At 38.4% G+C, this 20,079-nt stretch carries 20 protein-coding genes and 2 pseudogenes; 12 read left to right on the top strand and 10 right to left on the bottom strand.

The window, feature by feature from the left end; translation table 11 throughout:
• Positions 1-89: 89 nt before the first annotated feature.
• Complete coding sequence (locus EGT34_RS08905; RefSeq protein WP_000139385.1) at positions 90-587, top strand: YcxB family protein; 498 nt, start codon at positions 90-92, stop codon at positions 585-587.
• Positions 588-626: 39 nt separating this feature from the next.
• Positions 627-1,268 (top strand): fumarylacetoacetate hydrolase family protein, encoded by a 642-nt coding sequence (locus EGT34_RS08900; protein WP_000857683.1) that lies wholly within the window; start codon positions 627-629, stop codon positions 1,266-1,268.
• A gap of 75 nt (positions 1,269-1,343) precedes the next feature.
• Here EGT34_RS08900 and EGT34_RS08895 read toward each other — a convergent pair.
• Positions 1,344-1,670: pseudogene (locus EGT34_RS08895) on the bottom strand (helix-turn-helix domain-containing protein); the annotation flags it as partial.
• Between the two features lie 6 nt (positions 1,671-1,676).
• Here EGT34_RS08895 and EGT34_RS08890 point away from each other — a divergent pair.
• A complete protein-coding gene (locus tag EGT34_RS08890) occupies positions 1,677-2,591 on the top strand; it encodes a DMT family transporter (RefSeq protein ID WP_000392681.1) in 915 nt (304 codons plus the stop codon).
• Between the two features lie 20 nt (positions 2,592-2,611).
• Here the strand turns inward: EGT34_RS08890 and EGT34_RS08885 are convergent, their stop codons facing one another.
• Positions 2,612-3,859, bottom strand: a complete 1,248-nt coding sequence (locus EGT34_RS08885) for a YihY family inner membrane protein (RefSeq protein ID WP_000893466.1) — start codon at positions 3,857-3,859, stop codon at positions 2,612-2,614.
• Positions 3,860-4,146: 287 nt separating this feature from the next.
• On the opposite strand from EGT34_RS08885, the gene wrbA reads away from it, so the two are divergent.
• Positions 4,147-4,740, top strand: a complete 594-nt coding sequence (gene wrbA / locus EGT34_RS08880; RefSeq protein WP_001183347.1) for an NAD(P)H:quinone oxidoreductase — start codon at positions 4,147-4,149, stop codon at positions 4,738-4,740.
• A gap of 52 nt (positions 4,741-4,792) precedes the next feature.
• Here the strand turns inward: wrbA and EGT34_RS08875 are convergent, their stop codons facing one another.
• The 3 genes from EGT34_RS08875 to EGT34_RS08865 form a co-directional block, all read right to left on the bottom strand.
• Entirely contained in the window at positions 4,793-5,368 is a 576-nt protein-coding gene (locus EGT34_RS08875) for a xanthine phosphoribosyltransferase (RefSeq protein ID WP_000543071.1), read from the bottom strand.
• 72 nt (positions 5,369-5,440) lie between these two features.
• Positions 5,441-6,154 carry a DUF3108 domain-containing protein gene (locus tag EGT34_RS08870; protein ID WP_000201544.1) on the bottom strand — a complete coding sequence of 238 codons (714 nt, stop codon included), beginning with the start codon at positions 6,152-6,154 and terminating at the stop codon, positions 5,441-5,443.
• 157 nt (positions 6,155-6,311) lie between these two features.
• On the bottom strand, positions 6,312-6,983 hold the full coding sequence (locus EGT34_RS08865; RefSeq protein WP_001193959.1) for a hypothetical protein: 672 nt from the start codon (positions 6,981-6,983) through the stop codon (positions 6,312-6,314).
• A gap of 230 nt (positions 6,984-7,213) precedes the next feature.
• On the opposite strand from EGT34_RS08865, the gene EGT34_RS08860 reads away from it, so the two are divergent.
• The gene (locus EGT34_RS08860) at positions 7,214-8,098 is read left to right on the top strand and encodes an energy transducer TonB (RefSeq protein WP_024437247.1); all 885 of its coding nucleotides are present in this window, start codon (positions 7,214-7,216) and stop codon (positions 8,096-8,098) included.
• 89 nt (positions 8,099-8,187) lie between these two features.
• On the opposite strand, the gene ybeY is transcribed toward EGT34_RS08860, so the two are convergent.
• From ybeY to miaB, 3 genes are read right to left on the bottom strand one after another with little or no spacing between them, the layout of a single operon-like run.
• Entirely contained in the window at positions 8,188-8,664 is a 477-nt protein-coding gene (gene ybeY / locus EGT34_RS08855; RefSeq protein WP_000703570.1) for an rRNA maturation RNase YbeY, read from the bottom strand.
• A 9-nt stretch (positions 8,665-8,673) separates the two neighbouring features.
• Positions 8,674-9,762, bottom strand: coding sequence for a PhoH family protein (locus EGT34_RS08850; RefSeq protein ID WP_000122983.1), 1,089 nt, complete (start codon positions 9,760-9,762; stop codon positions 8,674-8,676).
• Positions 9,763-9,799: 37 nt separating this feature from the next.
• Positions 9,800-11,251 (bottom strand): tRNA (N6-isopentenyl adenosine(37)-C2)-methylthiotransferase MiaB, encoded by a 1,452-nt coding sequence (gene miaB, locus EGT34_RS08845; RefSeq protein WP_000218141.1) that lies wholly within the window; start codon positions 11,249-11,251, stop codon positions 9,800-9,802.
• A gap of 288 nt (positions 11,252-11,539) precedes the next feature.
• Here miaB and EGT34_RS08840 point away from each other — a divergent pair, with 288 nt between their 5' ends.
• From EGT34_RS08840 to EGT34_RS08825, 4 genes are all read left to right on the top strand, one after another.
• On the top strand, positions 11,540-13,483 hold the full coding sequence (locus EGT34_RS08840; RefSeq protein WP_000792526.1) for a lytic transglycosylase domain-containing protein: 1,944 nt from the start codon (positions 11,540-11,542) through the stop codon (positions 13,481-13,483).
• Between the two features lie 57 nt (positions 13,484-13,540).
• Positions 13,541-14,203, top strand: coding sequence for a hypothetical protein (locus EGT34_RS08835; RefSeq protein ID WP_000877281.1), 663 nt, complete (start codon positions 13,541-13,543; stop codon positions 14,201-14,203).
• A 211-nt stretch (positions 14,204-14,414) separates the two neighbouring features.
• The gene (locus tag EGT34_RS08830; protein ID WP_000813006.1) at positions 14,415-15,401 is read left to right on the top strand and encodes a malate dehydrogenase; all 987 of its coding nucleotides are present in this window, start codon (positions 14,415-14,417) and stop codon (positions 15,399-15,401) included.
• Positions 15,402-15,563: 162 nt separating this feature from the next.
• Positions 15,564-15,809: a DUF2789 family protein gene (locus tag EGT34_RS08825; RefSeq protein WP_000462899.1), complete on the top strand. Its 246-nt coding sequence runs from the start codon at positions 15,564-15,566 to the stop codon at positions 15,807-15,809.
• Between the two features lie 48 nt (positions 15,810-15,857).
• Here EGT34_RS08825 and EGT34_RS08820 read toward each other — a convergent pair whose 3' ends face one another.
• Entirely contained in the window at positions 15,858-16,385 is a 528-nt protein-coding gene (locus EGT34_RS08820; RefSeq protein ID WP_000021433.1) for a hypothetical protein, read from the bottom strand.
• Positions 16,386-16,452: 67 nt separating this feature from the next.
• Complete coding sequence (locus EGT34_RS08815; protein WP_000556109.1) at positions 16,453-17,058, bottom strand: 2OG-Fe(II) oxygenase; 606 nt, start codon at positions 17,056-17,058, stop codon at positions 16,453-16,455.
• Positions 17,059-17,175: 117 nt separating this feature from the next.
• Here EGT34_RS08815 and EGT34_RS08810 point away from each other — a divergent pair, with 117 nt between their 5' ends.
• The 3 genes and pseudogenes from EGT34_RS08810 (at position 17,176) to EGT34_RS08800 (ending at position 20,037) form a co-directional block, all read left to right on the top strand.
• A complete protein-coding gene (locus tag EGT34_RS08810; protein WP_001109438.1) occupies positions 17,176-18,033 on the top strand; it encodes a 23S rRNA (adenine(2030)-N(6))-methyltransferase RlmJ in 858 nt (285 codons plus the stop codon).
• A gap of 41 nt (positions 18,034-18,074) precedes the next feature.
• Complete coding sequence (gene pssA, locus EGT34_RS08805) at positions 18,075-18,908, top strand: CDP-diacylglycerol--serine O-phosphatidyltransferase (RefSeq protein WP_000180205.1); 834 nt, start codon at positions 18,075-18,077, stop codon at positions 18,906-18,908.
• Between the two features lie 18 nt (positions 18,909-18,926).
• Positions 18,927-20,037 (top strand): annotated as a pseudogene (locus tag EGT34_RS08800) (DUF6670 family protein).
• Positions 20,038-20,079: the final 42 nt, after the last annotated feature.

Here is a 20,079-nt window from a genome sequence, read left to right as displayed (position 1 = left end):
GCAAAAATAAAAAATCACTTTTGATTCATTTTAAAGCGTAGATGAATATGCTCTAATAGTTTCGATTTATTCAATATTGATACATTGTGATGACCGAGCAAAAAAGCGCTTTATCTTTACGTTATTATTTAAATTTAGAAGAGTCTCAAGACGGATTTGGCTTGGTGACATTCGGAAAGAAGCAATTCACACGGTTTTTGACACCTGTTATTAGTATTGCAATTATTATTTGGGGCTTATATTTAGGCTTTTCAGGTGTTGGCCGCTACTATGTTGCTTTAGGTGTTTTCTTCTTGGTTATGCAAGGTCTAATGCGCTATTGGCTTTTACCTATGATGTTTAAACGTCAATTTGTACGTTATCAATTTGGTAAGAGCGAGCAAGGAATCGATTTATATCAAGATTATTTTGAGCTCTATGCTGCTGGGCGTAAACAAGCTGTACAGTATAGTGAAGTGCAGACTTTTGCTAAAGGCAAGCTGACTTATATGCTTGAGCTTAAAAATAAAACGGTCATCATTGTACCGAAACGTGCATTTGCTCAGGCTTCAGATCAAACTATATTTGAAAATACATTTAAGAAATAAGTTATTGGAATTATTAGCCGCAACAATAAAGGAAGCTTCATGAAAACACGTCCTTCAAAAATCGTTTGTGTGGGCAGAAGTTATGCTGATCATGTAAAAGAACTGAACAATGCAATGCCAGGACGTCCGGTGTTATTTATCAAACCACCAAGTAGTTTGATTGGTTTAGATGAAGGCATTTCATGGAATCCTGCATGGGGTAGTTGTCATTTCGAATGTGAATTTGTTTTACGCATTGATCAGCCACTAAAAGGAGAAACTGATCCGCAAAAAGTATTGCAGGCTATTGGTGCAGTGACTTTAGGGTTGGATTTAACATTACGTGACTTACAAAATGAGTTAAAAGATAAAGGCCAACCTTGGGAAAGAGCAAAGGCTTTTGATGGTTCGTGTGTGCTTGCAGACTGGGTAGATGTAAGTGAAATCACGAACTGGGAAGAGACTAGATTTACTTTCCATATTAATGATGAATTACGTCAAGACGGTAATACTGCTTTGCTCATGTTTAATATTGCTTATCTTTTAGTAGATATTAATCAGGTGTTCTCACTTGAGCCAGGCGATATCATTATGACGGGTACACCCGCAGGTGTAGGGCCATTAAATGCTGGCGATCAGCTAAAAATGACTTTGAAAGGTGCTACTCAAGATTTTGTTTGGGAAACATTTGTTAAAGCATAATTTTATTTAAGTTATTAAACTTTAAACCCTATTATTAAACGGATAATAGGGTTTTTTATTATACTCAAAATTAATTTATTGATAGAGCTTTCGGAACTGGTCTGGGGTAAAACCCATCCAACGCTTAAACATATAAATAAATGCCGATGCGCTGGCATAGCCCAAATCAAAAGCGATACTTTCTATGGTTTTTCCTTGATTAAGCATGGTCATTGCTTTCATTACTTTTAATCGTTGCCTCCATTCATGTAAAGACATTCCCAACTCTTTTTGACTGTAACGTGCCAACGTTCTTTCAGTCATATTTATTCGTTCAGCTAATTCTTGCAAGGTGCTGTTATCGGCAGGGCATTGGTGTAAATCATTTAGAATTTTTGCTAAAGCTGGATGATCTGTTGAAGGTGCTAAATGGAAGAGCGCAAAAATCTGGATACTAGAGCTTCGGCTTTAATGGTGCTTTTATGTATGGTCTTAGGGCTGCAACAGGTGGTTCTGAAAATAGCAGCACCAGATATTTCGCCGATTATGCAAATTGCTTTACGTTCCGGCTTATCTGCTGTTCTAGTTTTACCTTTATTGTGGCGAGATCATTCGATTCATCTATTTTCTTATAGACAATGCAAAGCTGGCGCTCTTGTTGCTTTATTTTTTTCATTAGAATTTTATTTCGTCACCCAAGCCTTAAAGTTTACCTCTACCTCTCATACAGTAGTTTTACTGTATACCGCTCCAATTTTTGTTGCATTAGGGCTTCATTGGAAATTTCCTACTGAACGTCTGAATCGAGTGCAATGGGGTGGTATTGTTCTGGCTTTTATGGGGATCATTCTTACATTTTACCCAACAACCACAGCTACAAATGCGCCAGCTCTAGCACAAGTTTTGTTAGGCGATTTATATGCACTTATGGCTGGGCTTGCATGGGCACTCAGTACAATTATTGTTCGTTTATCTCCTTTAGCTCAAGCGCCGGCAACTCAAACATTGTTTTATCAACTATTTGGCTGTTTTGTTCTACTCTTATTAATTGCTTTTTTAACAAATCAAACAACAATTCATTTCACCACTTTAACGATCTTAAGCTTAAGCTTTCAAACTTTAATCGTATCTTTTGCAAGTTTACTATTATGGTTTTGGTTATTAAGAAATTATCTTGCATCACGATTAGGGGTATTTTCTTTTTTAACCCCGTTATTTGGTGTGTTATTTAGTATTTTATTATTAGAGGAAAAACTAGAAATTAAATTTATTTTTGGAAGTATTTTCGTGTTGTCAGGAATTGTCATCATGAGTCTAAAGCAGGGCAAAGCTAAAAGCAGCTAAGCCCTGACTTTAGTTGAATATTATTTCTCTTCAAAAATTGTTGAAAGTGGAATAGAGAGCTTTGCAGCTAAATAATCATTAGACTCTACTAAAGCTGGACCAATTTTTTCCATCCATTCGTCATCATCATGAACATTTGATACATCCTGACGTAAAGGTAATGGATAAGGCAGTGCAGTGAAGAAGCTCCAAAAGTCGACTTGAGATAAATTGCGGACCAAAACATATTCATCTTTATCGGTACGTTTAACTAGATTTTGCTCTTCTAGTAAGAGAACATAAGCAGGCCAACGACCAACTTCACCACGACCTAAAATTTCTAATGCTTCTTTATCACTTACGCTTTCACCAAGTTTTTGCTTTTTATAGAACAATTCCAAAATGTCGAGTAGCATTAAAACCGGATGTCTTTTTTGCTCTTTGCCTGAATGAAAAGCGGTAAGAGCAAAACTTACCTCGACACCAAGCAATACAATATTCCAAGATAAGAAGACCCATAATAGGAAAATAGGTACTGCTGCAAACGCACCATATATGATTTCATAACTGGTGAAATTTGACATAACAAAGCTAAATAAATTTTTGAGTGTCTCAAATAATGCAGCACTTAAGCATGCAGCAATTGCTGCTGCATATAGGGGAACTGTGCGGTTGGGAATAGTCCAATATAAAATAAAAAAACCTAAAATTGTGAGAACAAAAGAAATAAGCCAGAGTAAAAATGCGCCATCAAGTTGATAACCTGTGAAGTTATTGCTCAATAAATTCATGGAAGCAACAGTTGATGAAATAACAAATGCACTGCCTAAAATAATTGGACCAAGTGAAATAATGGTCCAGTAACGCATAAAGCCTACAATACCGCTACGGGTTTCTTTTACTCGCCATATTCGGTTAAAAACGGTTTCAATTGAAGTAAGCATTAAAACTGTTGTGACAAAGAGGAATAGCACACCAATTACAGTTAAATTACTGGACTTTTCGGTAAAAGCATTAAGAGCTTTATCAAAAGCAATCGTACTTTTAGGCAAAAAATTACTGTAGATTAAGTGCTGTAACTGTTGTCTGGCAGGTTCCAATGCCTTAATTGAAGAAATAATAACTAAAAATACCGTTAACATAGGTACAACGGCAAAAAGTGTCGTATAGGTGAGGGAGCCGGCTTGTTCACGGCAACGATCCGCTTCAAAACGCTTAATTACGAATAAAATAAATTGAAACCAGGTCTTGTTATAAAAAGGAAGCTTCTTCAAAAAACGTTCTAACATGCGTCATCTATCCCGATTTTTTTAATCATGATGTGGGTGATTGATATTCACCAGTGTATTCGGTTGAGAACACTATCGTTGATGTGGGTAAACTTTAACCTAAAGAATAAAAAAGTATTCTGAAAGTTCTGTATGTATCATCGTAACAAAAGGTAGTAAAAAGCTTTTACCGATATTTGTTACTGTGCCCTTAAAAATCAATCACCTCTAGAATTTCATAAAATTGGCTACGCCAAAAAAACAAAAAATACCGTATAGTGTTCTTTTTAACAAAATTCGTGAAACCGATGCAACCTTACATTCTTGTGCTTTATTACAGTAAATATGGTTCAACTAAAGAAATGGCGCACCTTATTGCGAATGGTGTTGAATCGGCAGGTATGAATGTAAAAATTCGCACAGTACCTAATATTGCAACAGTAGTAACAGAAGCTGAGCCAAGCATTCCTGAAGAAGGTGATATTTATTGTACTTTAGAGGAACTGGCCAATTGTGCAGGCTTAGCGCTAGGGTCTCCAACTCGCTTTGGTAATATGGCAAGCGAAATGAAATATTTTTGGGATCAGACTACAAGCCTTTGGTTAAATGGTGCTTTACATAATAAGCCAGCATGCGTTTTTACTTCTTCTGGTTCAATGCATGGTGGGCAAGAAAGTACGTTATTAACAATGTTACCTCCATTATTTCATCACGGTATGATGATTTTAGGATTACCAAACTCTATTCCGGCTTTGTCGAATACTAAAACAGGTGGGACTCCCTATGGCGCAAGCCACGTGAGTGGTCCAAGACATGATCAAAGTTTAAGCCAAGATGAAAAAATTTTATGTGAAGCACAAGGGAAGCGCTTAGGCGAAATCGTAAAAAAACTTCATTCTTAAATTTATGGCAATAAAAAAGAGCGGGTTTCCGCTCTTTTTTATTTAAACTATTTTATTCTTTTACAAAAGTTACTGTGCCATCAGCAAGTGATTGAACGCGCGCTAATGACTCAACGCGGTAACCTTTTTCAAGTAATAAATCACGGCCTGGTTGGAATGATTTTTCAATCACAATACCCACACCTACAACTTCTGCATTTGCTTGATGAATTAAGTCAATCAAACCAAGCGCAGCTTGACCATTTGCTAAGAAGTCATCAATCACTAAGGCTTTGTCGCTTGAGTTGATGTGCTTATTTGAAATGGCAATGGTACTTTCTGTCTGTTTAGTGAAACTAAACACTTTAGCGCGGTATAAATCGTCTTTTAAAGTAAGCGATTGATATTTGCGAGCAAAAATCACAGGTACACCAAGTTCTAAACCTGCCATGATTGCTGGCGCAATACCTGAAGCTTCAATGGTAATAATCTTGGTAATCCCTGCATCTTTAAAGCGAGCGGCAAATTCTTTACCAATCTGCTGCATGAGTACAGGGTCAATTTGGTGATTTAAGAAAGCGTCGACTTTCAACACTTGATCAGATAGAACGATACCTTCTGTTAAGATTTTCTGTTCTAGTGCGTGCACGGGAGAATCCTCTAGACGGATGCTTTTTAAAGCAAATGCGTATTTTAAAAAGCATCCGAAAAAATGCAAGCTTTAATTCGTTTTACCTGTATAACTTGTTAATAACAAACCATAAGATGTTTTTCCATCAATATGACTTACCTTGACTGGAAGGTAATCTAATTTCGGTGCTAGCCAGAAAATTGTGCTGCGCTCAGGTTTCTTATGTTGTAAAACAACTTTCACGGTATCGAATGTGCCATAAGAGGTCTTAATTTTCTCGTTGCCTTGTTTAACAAAACGACGATTTTCAACTTCTTTTGCATCGGCTAGAGGGTAAGACGATTTAAGTGAACCATTTTTTAAATCTTCACGAATCTGTAATTCTGCATTCAGCTCATCAAGTACACCTGCTTGCCAAGCGAATGAGCGCGCTTTATCGTCTTTTTTCGTGCTAATAGTCTTATTGCCAGGATTAAAATTAATACTCATTGTGTTGTTATGGATCAAAATTTTACTGGTACGACTAAAGCTTTGTGAACCAATTTTACCGTTTGCAAAACTAAATTTACTTGTTTCACTTGCAGAAGCGATTCCACCTGCTTTTGCTGTGAATTGATAAGTCCAATTATTGCCTTGTTGACTCAATGCACGTGTCGCTGAACCCATACCTTTATTATTGTAGGTAAACTGATAATTTGCCTGAAATGGGCTCATGGCAAGTGCATGGCTAGAGAAACCTGCAATAAGCAAAGTTGTCGAAATACCAGTTGCGATGCTGAATGATTTCAGAAATTTTGTTGCCATAAGTAAATATCCTTGTACAGACTGATAGGTCAGTGCTGATGCATCTATGACTTTTGCATATTATGCCTGTTGATCATGGAGAAAAAATCAGGATTTATGCTAAATATGTAATCTCTTTGTGTTTTTTAACAGTGAATTTCTTTAGTTCATACCGTTGTTATGCATCTTTTTGCTGTATTGGCGTAATTTCAGTGTCTCCAAGTTCATCTTCAAAATCATCATCTTGATCACGGGAAAGTAAAGCAGCGAGATTAACATTACCAAAGACAACTAATTCTGCTTCACGTACTCGTGCATAGTTGATATGAACCTTGCCTAAAGTTTCAATAATACTGGCCTTTTTAGCAAACCAACGGTTAAGGTCTAAGAAGATCAGGTCATCTTTTTCTTGGGCTACATCAAATCGCTCCAGAATCATGCCTAATGGATCTTTTTTTAGAATTTTGTGATAGTAAAAAATAGCCGCTTTTACAGCAATTTTTTGCCAGAAATTTTTATATTTAGCTTCTACAATTTGCGTGTTACTAATTTGCTCAAAAACAATAAGTTGTTGTTCTTTATTAAATTCCATCTGGATAAGTTTTAAGTCGACCGACAAAGTGGTCTCTAAACCTTTAACATGCATTGTGGCATAGAGTCTTAACCAGTCATGATAAAGATCTGCATGTAGATCATCTAAAAACTCGACATTATTAGTCACGTAGCGTTCTAAGGTCGCATTTAGAAAAGTTTGCGATAATGTAAAATCTCTTTCTTCCTCAATGAAGGCTTCAGCTTTTCGGTAGACTTTATGAAGACGTTTGACTAATGAGGAAAATAGCGTTTGCATAAAAGAACTTCCAGAAGATGATTTACTAAAGAATCCACACAATCTTTATTATGATAAAAAACAGGTTTTGATATTGCAGTGTAACAAATTTAATTGATACATTTTGACAAAATGAAAATGGATAAATATCAATATTTGAAGTGAATCACACTTTTATCCATATTTGAATATCAGTTTATGTTTTATTCGGTAATACCGTGGGGAAAAGGCATCTATATGCTTTTAAGATTATGTTGAAAAAAAGAAGTCTATCCATAGAGCCTTTTTATTATTGGTGGCAAGACCGAATCTTTATTGTCGCGATAATACTCGCAATCTTACTGCATATTTTTGTGTTGCTCATCCATTTTGCGATGCCTGCGCCGTCAGAACAATCGACTAAAGAAATTGCAATATCGATTCGTCCTACTGAAGATGTGATCAAGCATGCAGACTTCTTAGCTCAAGCCGATCAACAAGGTTCAGGGGCTTTTCGGGAAGCTCATCGGATGTCGAGTAACTCTCCAGCGCCTATGCCAAGTGATGCTTCAACAGGAGAAGCTCAGCTAGAAACTTTAGAAAAAGTGCAGCAACAAAGAGAACTTAAATTTGAAGAAAAAGTACTCATGACTGTATTGAGTTGGCAGAAACAAGCAGAGGAGAGCCAAAGAAAAAAAGCACTTGAACAATTACAAAGTCAGTTTCAGGCAAAAGCTGCCATGGTAGCGAGTCTTGAAGCTCAGTATTTACAACGTCAGCAAGATTTTAGTCGCCAACAAAAAATAAAAACAGTAGATGGTATTCAAGCCAAGAAAGATGCGTCGGCAGCTTATCTAGATAAATTTCGTGAAAAAGTAGAGCTTTATGGCAACCGTTATTATCCAGAAGAAGCGAAACAGCAACAGTTAAAAGGTGAAGTTCGCCTTATGGTAATTTTGAATGCTCAAGGGGGAATTCGTGCAATTCGTTTGCTTGAAAGCTCAGGTCATCCAGTTCTAGATGAAGCAGCAAAGGCATCGGTACGGCGTGGAGCGCCGTTTGGCCGTTTTGATGCAAATATGAAAGATATTTCGGAGCTTCGTATTATTCGTACATGGCGTTTTGATCCAGCTGAAGCTGAATTTGAAGTTCATTAATGAAAAAATGTGGATAACTTTTAGGATATCCACATTTTTAAAATGTATTAAGAAGCTGACTGCGTTCTTAATCGTGTGAGGGAATTTGATTATTCCTGATACGGGTTAGCAATATTGAGTTTAGCTAAGATTTCGATCTCTAAACCTTCCATTTCTTCAGCATCTTCATCACTTGTTTCATGGTCATAACCAAGTAAATGTAGGACCCCATGAACTAAAAGATGCGCAAAATGATTTTGTGCAGTTTTCTTTTGTTCAAAAGCCTCTTGTAATACCACTGGAATACAAATTACTAAATCACCCAACGGTAATGCGTCGAGCATTGGTAAAACTTCTTCTGGAATATCACTTGGAAACGATAGAACGTTAGTTGGCTTATCTTTCTCTCGATATTGCAAGTTAAGTTGATGGCTTTCTTCCAAATCAACACATGCGATACCAATTTCGCAATCTTCTTTATAGCCAACGTGGCGTAAAGTTGTCTCAATAATTTTTTTGAGTTGAGCTCGTTTGAGCTCTAACTCAGGAGATTGAAAGTCTTGTTGTAAACTTAAACTGATTTTCAAAATGAATCCTTAAGCATCCTGATGTTGCAAGTCTGCTGCTGTATCGTTTTCAGCAATTAATGCTTCTTGGCGTGCTTTACGTTCGGCACGTGCTTCAGCATTAAGACGCTGTTGTTCACCATCCCAACCCTCATAAGCTTCAACAATTTTTTGAACAAGTTGATGGCGTACTACATCGCGGGAATGGAAACGGGTAATATGAATTTCTTTAATGTTCTCAAGTACGCGAAGAGCGTGTGCCAAACCAGATTGTTGGCCTCGAGGTAAATCTACTTGGGTAATGTCACCTGTAATCACTGCACGAGAGCCAAAACCTAAACGGGTCAAGAACATTTTCATTTGTTCTGGTGTAGTGTTTTGAGCTTCATCCAAAATCACAAATGAATGGTTAAGAGTACGACCACGCATATAAGCAAGTGGTGCAACTTCAATCACTTGACGTTCGATTAACTTGGCGACTTTTTCGAAGCCCAGCATTTCGTAGAGGGCATCGTAAAGAGGACGTAGATATGGGTCGATTTTCTGGGTTAAATCACCAGGTAAGAAACCGAGCTTTTCTCCTGCCTCTACCGCAGGGCGGACAAGTAAAATTCGCTGGATTTCATTACGTTCTAACATGTCCACTGCGGCAGCAACTGCTAAATAAGTTTTACCTGTACCAGCAGGGCCTACACCAAAAGAAATATCGCTTTGTAAAATACGTTGTACATAGCGTTTTTGATTGGCACCACGTGGATTAATGCGACCTTTTCGAGTCTGGAAATAGACATCCATTGGCGCATCATGCTCATCCATTTCTTCGCCAACTAGTTCGAAGTTTCGTTCAGTTTGCGAAGATTGAATCAAGAGGTGTAACAGGTCAGCACTGATTTGTTGGGACGCCTCTGTTTCTTCGTAGAGTCGTTGCAATAACGCTTCGGCTCTCCCAACAGCATCTATCTCACCATCTATGTAAAAAACATCTCCACGATGAGTAATTTTGACATCTAAACGCTGTTCAATTTGCTTAAGGTGCCCATTATAGGCACCCAAGATGCTCTTTAAACGTTCCATTGAAATTTCAGGAAATGTTACGGTACGTCGAATCGCTGCAGTCAAGAGAAAACCTTTCAGTAGACTTTAGAATACCTCTACATTACGCCACGTCAGGCTCAAGATTCAAGAGTTCACCGTAAACTAAATTTAAAGTTTTAATTTCAGTAATCTCAATCTCTGCAAAACGACCAACCCACGATGCATCGCCTACAAAAGTCACTAAACGTGTATTGTCTGCTGTACCTACTAAAATATTAGGGTCTTGATCAGATACTTTTTCAATAAGTACACGTTCAATTTTGCCAAGCATTGCGTCAGTTTTTTCAATACTAGATTGCTTAATGACTTGTTGAACTTGTGCTAAACGTTCTTTTTTAACGTGTTCAGGGGTTGTATCTGGTAAGTCAGATGCTGGTGTACCTGGGCGTTTTGAGTAAACAAAGCTATAAGAATGATCAAAGTCTAAGTCTTTGATAAATTGCAATGTTTCTGCAAAATTTTCATCCGTTTCACCAGGGAAACCAATGATAAAATCGCTCGATAAATGCATATCAGGGCGTATTTTGCGTAACTTGGCAATCTTATCGATGTATACATCAATCGTGTGATTTCGCTTCATTGCTTTGAGTACATCGTTAGATCCACTTTGTACTGGCAAATGTAAGTGTGAAACCATTTGAGGTAAATCTTCATAACACTGAATAAGTTCATCAGAGAACTCAAGTGGATGTGAAGTTGTATAACGTAAACGGCCAATACCTGGAATTTCTGCAACGAGTCGTAACAATTCAGGGAAGGTACAAATGCCACCTTCGAATGTTTCGCCACGATATCCGTTCACATTTTGACCAAGCAAGCTGATTTCACGGACACCTTTTTCAGCAAGGCCTGCGATTTCTGCAAGAACATCATCAAGTGGACGTGAAACTTCTTCACCACGAGTGTATGGAACAACACAGAAAGAGCAGTATTTAGAGCAACCTTCCATAATAGAAACGAATGCTTTGAAACCTTCTACGCGTGGTTCAGGTAAGAAGTCGAATTTTTCAATATCAGGGAATGAAATATCAACGAGCTTAATTTTTTCTTTTTTCGGCTTTTCCACTTGTGCGTGATGTTGATCAAGCATTTGCGGTAAACGGTGTAAGGTTTGTGGACCAAAAATCATGTCGACATAAGGTGCACGTTTTTGAATATTGTCACCCTCTTGAGAAGCAACACATCCACCCACACCAATAACAAGATCAGGATTTTGTTCTTTTAATTTGCGCCAACGACCTAATTCACTAAATACTTTCTCTTGTGCTTTTTCACGAATAGAGCAAGTATTCATGAGCAGAATGTCTGCTTCATTAGGGTTGTTCGTTAACACATAACCATGAGAATCCCCCAAAAGGTCTGCCATACGGTGACTGTCATACTCATTCATCTGACACCCTTGAGTTTCAATATATAGTTTCTTTATTGAAACGTCAGTGGTGTGCGTTGGCTGGGTAACAGTGTTTTCTGAGGCAGCTTTGGCACCATTGGGAATGAAGGTTTGAACCGTCATGCAGGCTCCTAACAGATCGATCTAGTTAAATAATAAAATGACCCAAAACGGGTCAAACCAATCATTATAGCAGTATTTTGAGCAGAACAGATAACAATAAACTCCCATAAGCTACACATGATTTATGGAGACAAATGTCATGAATTTTAATGATGTTGAATCAGATAGTTACATAACACAACAAAAGAAAGCATGAAGAATAATTAAACTATGCCTAAAGGTGGATAGTCAGGATTTAACGCATTTATGAGACCAGGTAAAAAGAGCTCATCAAACAAGAGTCGTGTGATGAAAAATAAATATGCACATCGTAGCTGGTTAGGAGCTGTGTGTTTACTTGGTTGTTCATTATCTTATGCCGCAGAAGAACAATTTAACGATGCACTAAATGCCGCCAATAGTGGTAATACTGCATTGTTAGATCAATATCAGCTTGCAATGCAAAATGATGTGTTGGGCTACTATCCTGAATATTGGAAATTAAACACAAATTTAGGCTTTCAATCTCCGACATCAATTGTAAGCTTCGCACAGCGCTATCCACAGTCTGCTATGGCAGAAAAGCTGGCCGCGGATTATGTCGAAGAAAAAGTTAAACAAGCTGACTTTGCGTCTGCACAACCAATCTTGCCTTATGTTTCGAATCCTGACCAGGCCGAAAATTGTGCTTTAGCGCAGGTGAGAGCTAAAAGTGGTGATGCATTAGTTTTTGCTGAATATAAAGATGTATGGTTAGCCACTGAATCGCAACCAGAATCATGTATTGGACTCGGCCGTATGATGCTGTCTAGTCCATTAATGAGTACACAAGACAAGCAGCAGCGCCTGTGGGTACAGTTACGTGCAGGTTTATCTGGACAGGCGCTTGCTACAGCACAGACTTTGGGTTTGAATTTGTCTTTGGCTCAGCTCAATCAGATTCAGGCGAATCCACTGAATTACTTATGGTCAGCACCAAAAACCAATGACGTAGATTACGCCTATTTGATTTTTGCACTAGGCCGATTAGCAAATAATGATTTAGGAAATGCTTTTGCAAATGTACAGCGAGTAGCGCAAGGTACTCCAGAGAGCGTGCAAAAGTATCTCTATCGAACCGTAGCCTATATTGGTGGAACTACGGTAATGAAGAACAACTTTAACCGTGAAGTCCTTCAATATTTTGACGCAAGTTATGGCTATCCGTTAAGTCCTGAAGAAGCTGAAATTTATGCACGACAAGCTATTCGTTTTAGTGCATGGGAAAGTTTAATTCGTGCAATTGATAGTATGTCGGTTTCACAAAAACAAGAAGATCGCTGGCAGTATTGGTTAGCGCGTGCGACAGAGCAACGTGGCGATAGTAATTCTAAGAATACGGCACAACGTATTTATAAAAAATTAGCTGAAAGTGGGGATGATTATCACAACCTTCTTGCAAAAGACCGTTTAGGCGTACGATATAATCATCAGCCGTATAATGATGAGCCAACTGCAAGTGATTTACGCCGTCTAGATCAAAATATTCACTTTAATCGTGCATTTACTTTAAGACGAATTAATGCCAACCCAACCTATACTAACCGAGAGTGGAACTGGGCTGTTCGTCAAGCATATCTACAGCATGATGATGGATTACTATTAGCGGCGGCAAAACGTGCTCATGATATGGGATGGTATGACCGCGCGATTTATGCGGCAGATCGTACAACGAATAAACATAATGATACGTATCGTTATGTGACCCCGCATAAGACCAATGTCGTAAGCCATAGTTACAATGCTGGAATTGATCCTGCTTGGGCTTATGGTTTAATGCGTCAAGAAAGCCGATTTGTTACCTCGGCACGCTCTCATGTAGGTGCTGGTGGACTTATGCAAATTATGCCGGATACGGCAAAGTTGATTGCTCGCCAGATGGGAGAAACATATAATCCGGCAGCGTTAAGTGAAATGAACACCAATATTCGTTATGGGACATTTTATTTATCGATGATTCAAGGGCAGTTAAGTAATAACCCTGTTTTAGCAACGGCAGGTTATAATGCTGGGCCGAATCGGGCAAGACGTTGGCAACCTGATTACCAACCGATTGAGGCTGATCAATATACAGAAACCATTCCATTGCTTGAGACCAGAGATTATGTCAAGCATGTCATGACGAATGCGACGCATTATGGAGTGATATTAGGTCAAGGTGCTCAATCATTAATACAACGTATGAAAGTCATTCCAACGCGATCATCACCTTAGTTTTAGATGATGAATGATGGAACATTCTTTTAATTGGCATAACCAAGTTTTAATTAAATGAAATATAGAGACCTAGGACTTCAATCAATATCGCAACTTGCATGGTGGATCATCTGTGCAAGCGTTGGTTTGTTGAGTTCTGTTTTACATGCGGAACCTGTTAACGTGCAAGGTTATGTTATGCATGTACAGATGACGCCTGCTGTTTGTGCGCTAGATCCTTCTAAACAAAAGCAGCGTAAATGTCTTGAAGGATATTCGCTTACGATTACTGGTTTAATGCCTGAAACCACCAGAACTGACTGTTCAACACAAAGCTCAGCTACACTCTCACCACTGCAAGCTAAGGTGGTCGCTCGGGTGATGCCAGATAATAATGCTCGTGTGCAACTCTGGAGAAGTGTGGGTGGCTGTGTGCCTATGAATGCAAGTCAATATTTCCGTACGATTATTAACTTCGCTGAACGTTTAAAAATACCTGCTAATCTAACCAGTTCTACTAATGTGGAAATGCAGCAATCTACATTACGTCAACAATTTACCAAGCTTAATCCGAGCTTACCTCAAAATGGTATTCGCTTCACTTGTCAGCTCTCACGCTCTGATGTCGTACTAACAGAAGTTAAAGTTTGTTACACGGTAAATGGTCAATATAAGCAATGCTCAAATCACGTTGTCTCTAATTGCCCAAGTGAAATTACCATTAAAGGCAGTTATTAAGAGCAATAACCATTTCATAAAAAAATGCTGACCATACATTGAATCTATTTGTAAAGGTTAATTTGTATTTTCTATCAGACTTTTGGTGAAAATGAGTCGCTTTTACATGCATCTGCCACTTCTTTAGAGTACAATCTTTGCCGTTTATGATGATTTGGTTAAGTAGAATCGCTACTTAACCCGATTAAGGACACTCATTGGAGACAATTACATGAAGCAACCCGTTCGTGTTGCCGTGACTGGCGCTGCAGGTCAAATTGGTTACAGCTTATTATTCCGTATCGCAAGCGGTGAAATGCTAGGTAAAGATCAACCTGTTATTTTACAATTGCTTGAAGTTCCAGTTGAAAAAGCACAACAAGCGCTTAAAGGCGTAATGATGGAACTTGATGACTGTGCTTTCCCTTTATTGGCTGGCATGATCGGGACTGATGATCCTAAAGTTGCATTTAAAGATGCTGACTATGCGTTATTGGTAGGTTCTCGTCCACGTGGTCCTGGTATGGAACGTGCTGACTTGTTAAAAGTTAACGGCGAAATCTTCATTGGCCAAGGTCAAGCATTAAACGAAGTTGCTAGCCGTGACGTTAAAGTATTAGTTGTAGGTAACCCTGCAAACACGAATGCTTACATTGCGATGAAATCTGCTCCAGATCTTCCAGCGAAAAACTTCACAGCAATGTTGCGTCTTGACCACAACCGTGCGTTGACTCAAGTTGCTCAAAAAGCTGGTGTTGCTGTAGCTGACATCGAAAAATTAACAGTTTGGGGTAACCACTCTCCAACGATGTATGCTGACTACCGTTTTGCAACTGCAAATGGTGAAAGCTTAAAAGACAAGATCAACGATCCAGCTTGGAACAAAGACGTATTCCTTCCAACTGTTGGTAAACGTGGTGCTGCGATTATCGAAGCACGTGGTTTGTCTTCTGCTGCTTCTGCTGCTAACGCTGCAATCGACCATATGCGTGATTGGGCACTTGGTACAAACGGCAAGTGGGTAACTATGGGTGTTCCTTCTGACGGTTCTTATGGTATTCCTGAAGGCGTTATGTTCGGTTTCCCTGTAACAACTGAAAACGGTGAATACAAAATCGTTCAAGGTTTAGAAATCGATGAATTCAGCCGTGAGCGTATCAACTTCACTCTAAACGAGCTTGAAGAAGAACGTGCAGCAATTGCTGACATGGTAAAATAATTCATCAGTTTGATGAGTTGGAAAGCACTCTCTTGTAGGGTGCTTTTTTATATGTGTAATTTAATAAGAACACACAAAAAACAACAAGAAAATATAGGCATAGATATGCAACTCACATCTATTGTTGTTAGATTATTGAAAAGAAGCCATGGGAGAATAACAATGTTTGAACAACAACCGACATTACAACTTTTATTTGAGCAATTGGGTTTAGAGTCTGATGATGCAAGTATTGAAAATTTTATCAGAACGCATCAATTGCCGGCTGAACAGAAGTTACATGAGGCCTCTTTCTGGTCCCAAGGCCAAAGTGATTTTTTAAAAAGTCATTGGGAAAAAGATGATGAGTGGATTGTAGTTATTGATGAGCTGAATGAGCAATTACATGAAGATAGTGTAAAAAAATAACAAATAAAAAAGGCCTGTTATAGTTAACAGGCCTTTTTTATTAATAAGTTAGTGAGTTCTTAACTTAATTAAATTTTTATACCATAGTTCATGACGTACCGGATTGAATATAGGATGTTCATGAAGCAACTCAAGATCACATTGAGCAGTTGATAAATATTTTGTGAGCCAATGACGAGTTAGTGCAGACTCTTGCTGTGCTGCTGACGCATAAGCCAAGAAGAAATATATATCGCCATGTTGATGATGAGCTAGAGGTTTCAAAATTTGCTGAGCAATCAGCGCAAAGCGTTTTTCCTTATTTAACTCAAAATAAAGCATATAAGCTTTAGCTAAATGCAGCGATAGGTTTAAATACAAACTCATTGGCATTTCTTCATATTCCATACGAGCTTGTTCCAGCAAAACAATGGCTTCTTGCAAGAAGTGAATTTGTTCTTGGCGAACACGGCTTAACGTAACGAGCTGCATACGTAATTCTGCACGCTCCAAAGCAAGCTCGGGCGTATTCTCAGTTAAATAGAGTTGGTCTGTTTCACCAATTCTGGACACAATCGCTTTCGTTTCAATAGACATACGCCTTCGCCTTTTTAATCAATATCTTTTATATCGGGTCCATTTAAGAAATTTAAAGAGCTTTCTTTCAAACCCAAATTGAGTTTCCGCTACGAAGCCAAGCAGTAATAGAGAGGCGCTGCTGTTTAGAAACTAAAACCTCATGAAGCAAATTGCTCTGGAATATAACTAAGCGATTAGGCTCTGGTGTAATAATGTGCCAAATATTGTTTTTATCTTGTAAGCGTAATTGGCCACCCCAGTCATCTTGCCATTGAGGGTGTAAATAATAAACGGTAGACATAATACGATCATTTTTTTGCTGAGGATTATCTCGATGTAATGCGTAGAATTCACCTGGGTTATAACAGGCAAAATGTGCTTCTACTTCTTTAATCCCTAAAAAGAAAGCTTGATTTAGATGCTGGCAAAATGAAGTTAATGTTTCTACATGCTGCTCAGCAACAGGAAGAGATTCGTTAATCCATAAAATATGATCGCTTCGGATCGTACTCACCACACCATTTTGAATACCCGCTTCTCGAAACTCATCAAAGTGATGGCTACACTCTTTGGCAACTTGAGTATGATATTCAGCAGAATAAGCGTGGTTCACAATTGCGAAACCATGGACATTTAAGTCATCTAAAATCTGGTCCAGATTCCAGCAGTCAGGAAGCGGTTGAGAGTGCATATAACCTCATATCGATCGTAAGAAAATCAAGCAGCCTTATTTTAGATGATCACAACCTTACGAAAGAATATTTTTTTCATGTTAAACTAATCGTTGAATTGAGGAATTAAAGTCAACATGAATTACCGTCACCATTTCCATGCGGGCAACTTTGCAGATGTTATGAAGCATGTGCTTTTGCTACAGCTTCTCAACCGTTTAAATGCTAAAGATAAACCTTATCGTTATATCGATACGCATGGAGGTGCAGGAAAATATGATCTATCTCAGGCACCTGCACAAAAGTCAGGAGAATTCCTAACAGGTATTCATCGTCTTGTACAGCTTTCTGACATGGAAAAGCGCCAAGCTCCTGAAGCCATCCAGCAATACCTAAAACTTGTAGAAGAATTACGTGCTCAAGAAGGTAAGGGAAGTTATCCGGGCTCTCCGTGGTTTGCTTTGCAAGGTATGCGTGAAATTGATAAGGCTACAATATTTGAAATGCAGCGTGATGTATTTCAGCAATTACGCCATAACATTCATGATAAACGTGCAGGTTTGCATGAGCGTGATGCATATGAAGGCTTGCTTGCCGTAATTCCACCAAAGGAAAAGCGCGGTTTAGTGATGATTGATCCGCCTTACGAATTAGAGCGTAAGGATTTCCCGCAATTGGTTGAACTTTTACAAAGCGCTTATAAAAAATGGCCAACAGGTGTCTTCGCGGTTTGGTATCCAATTAAAGATCGCGCAATGATTGAACGTTTTGAAAAGAAAATGTTTAAAACTGGAATTCGCCGTCAATTAATCTGTGAAATTTGTGTTTGGCCAGATGACACACCTGTAGGTTTGAATGGTTGTGGATTATTAGTAATTAACCCACCTTGGCAGTTCTCCGAACAAGCAGATCAAGCCCTACAATGGTTATTCCCTCACTTACGTATGCAAGAAACAGGTGGTCATGCCGCTGTACGCTGGTTAGTGGGTGAGTAACAATTAATCTAAATCAATGCACATGTTTGGAATAGAAAATAATGACAAATGCGCCTAAACCAGAGCAAGATTTAACTCATAATGAACATTCTTTTGATGGGATTACGTTCGAAGTGGTTGAAGAAGAAGATAATCCGGAAGGACAAAAAGTGAAGCGCAGAGGTATTTACCTTTGGCCTAACTTAATCACGACAGCCGCTTTGTTGTCTGGTTTCTATTCCATTATCGCAAGTATGAATGGCGAATTTGCTCAAGCGATTTATGCCATTTTTCTTGCAGCATTATTTGATGGGTTAGATGGACGCGTTGCCAGAGCTATTGGTGCCCAAAGTGCTTTTGGTGAGCAATATGACTCTTTATCAGATTTGTTAGCATTTGGTGTAGCGCCAGCAATGCTAATGTATAGCTGGAGTCTACATGACTTAGGCCGTATCGGTTTGGCATGCTGTTTTGTTTATACCGCTTGTGCCGCGTTCCGTTTAGCACGATTTAATGTTCAGATTGGAGTGGTTGATAAGCGCTATTTTATTGGTATTGCTAGTCCACTCGCCGCGATTATCATTATTTCACTCGTATGGGTAGCTCGTGATTATCCGTTCATTTTTGATTTACGCGATATTGCTATTCAAACCATTAACGCGGTCATCATGGTGGTTGTAGGACTACTTATGATTTCTAATATTAAATATTATTCATTTAAGCAAATGGATCGTAAGCGTGTTCCTTTTGTAGTTATGTTGCCAGTAGTACTGATTTTTGCAGCAATCACTTATAATATTCCAATGGGTATTTTGATTGTATCAATCATCTATGCTCTATCAGGTTTTGTTACCACACTTTTAGCTAAAAAAAATAACGAGACCATCAAAACATAAAATTAGATGAGGTTCGGTATGCGTAAGTTGATAAGTGAAAAAAATCAATTACAGCAACTGAGCCTCAACTCAAATGGGGGAGTTGTCTATCAGCCCGCCAGAGGTTTTTTTAAAGTTGTCTATCAAGGCTTAATTCTTCCTAACCTGCCTGCACCACTTCGTTACTTTAATTACATTAGTCTGATCGGACAGCCTAGAATCCCTCTTTGCTATAACGCAAATGGTATTGTGACTTCTGCAGTTGATACAGCAACTGTACTGGTTAGCAATAGCTTACATAGTGTAGGGCACTTAAAAACTTATTCCATTCGACGCCAATGTCAGCTTAATCCTAGTCGGTATCAATTCGATAAAACTGATCTTATTGAGTGGCAAATCCCAAGAGTTCAGCTTAGACGAATCGATTCTGAAATGAGCTGTGATTTAATCGTCCAAACTCCTTCCGACATTTCGAATTCATCAGCATTGCAGTGGGGAATATCTGACTACTGGTCTATTTTGTGCCACTGTGAAGGTGAGATTTTATATAAAGGACAGAAATATGAGGTCAATGGATTAGGCCGATTTAAACATGCTCGAGCCTTACATTTACCTTTTTTATCTTTATGTTTTTATACCTGTCAAATTATTAATTTGAATGAAACCACTCAAGTCACACTTTCTCAAATAAGAAATCAGTGGAATATCATTCTATTTTCACGTTTAGATATTCAAGAACTAGGAAAGCAACCCCTCACGTTTACCGAAGATGTTAATTTCCACATTCACCGGGTTTATCCAAAAGTTGAAACACCGCATGGGCGAGAAATGTATTTACCACGAGAGTTTTCGTGGCAATGTAAAAAAAATGGAAAAGTTATTTTTGAACTCTATGGTGAAAGTCGTGGTGATTACAAATTTGGGTTAGCTGCTGGATACATAGGAAGTTTCCGTTATCAATTAAGTTGGAATGATCAATGTCTTCAAGGAGAAGGTGGGTATTGTGAATACATTGATTGTCGACCTTTAAGATGGCAAGAAAAGAATCAAAACGAAAAAATGCTCGATAAATTGCTACTTTTACAACCGTGTTTATATAAAAAATGAATATTTTTATCATTTTTGGGTAAAAAACGACCGCTTGATATGAAATGCTAGAAAAAGGGGTTGCAAAGGGAATGAGATGGTCTAT

Source organism: Acinetobacter sp. FDAARGOS_558 (genome assembly GCF_003937785.1).
In the GTDB taxonomy this organism is placed as follows: Bacteria; Pseudomonadota; Gammaproteobacteria; order Pseudomonadales; family Moraxellaceae; genus Acinetobacter; species Acinetobacter baumannii.
This window is presented reverse-complemented; position numbering and strand designations above follow the sequence as displayed.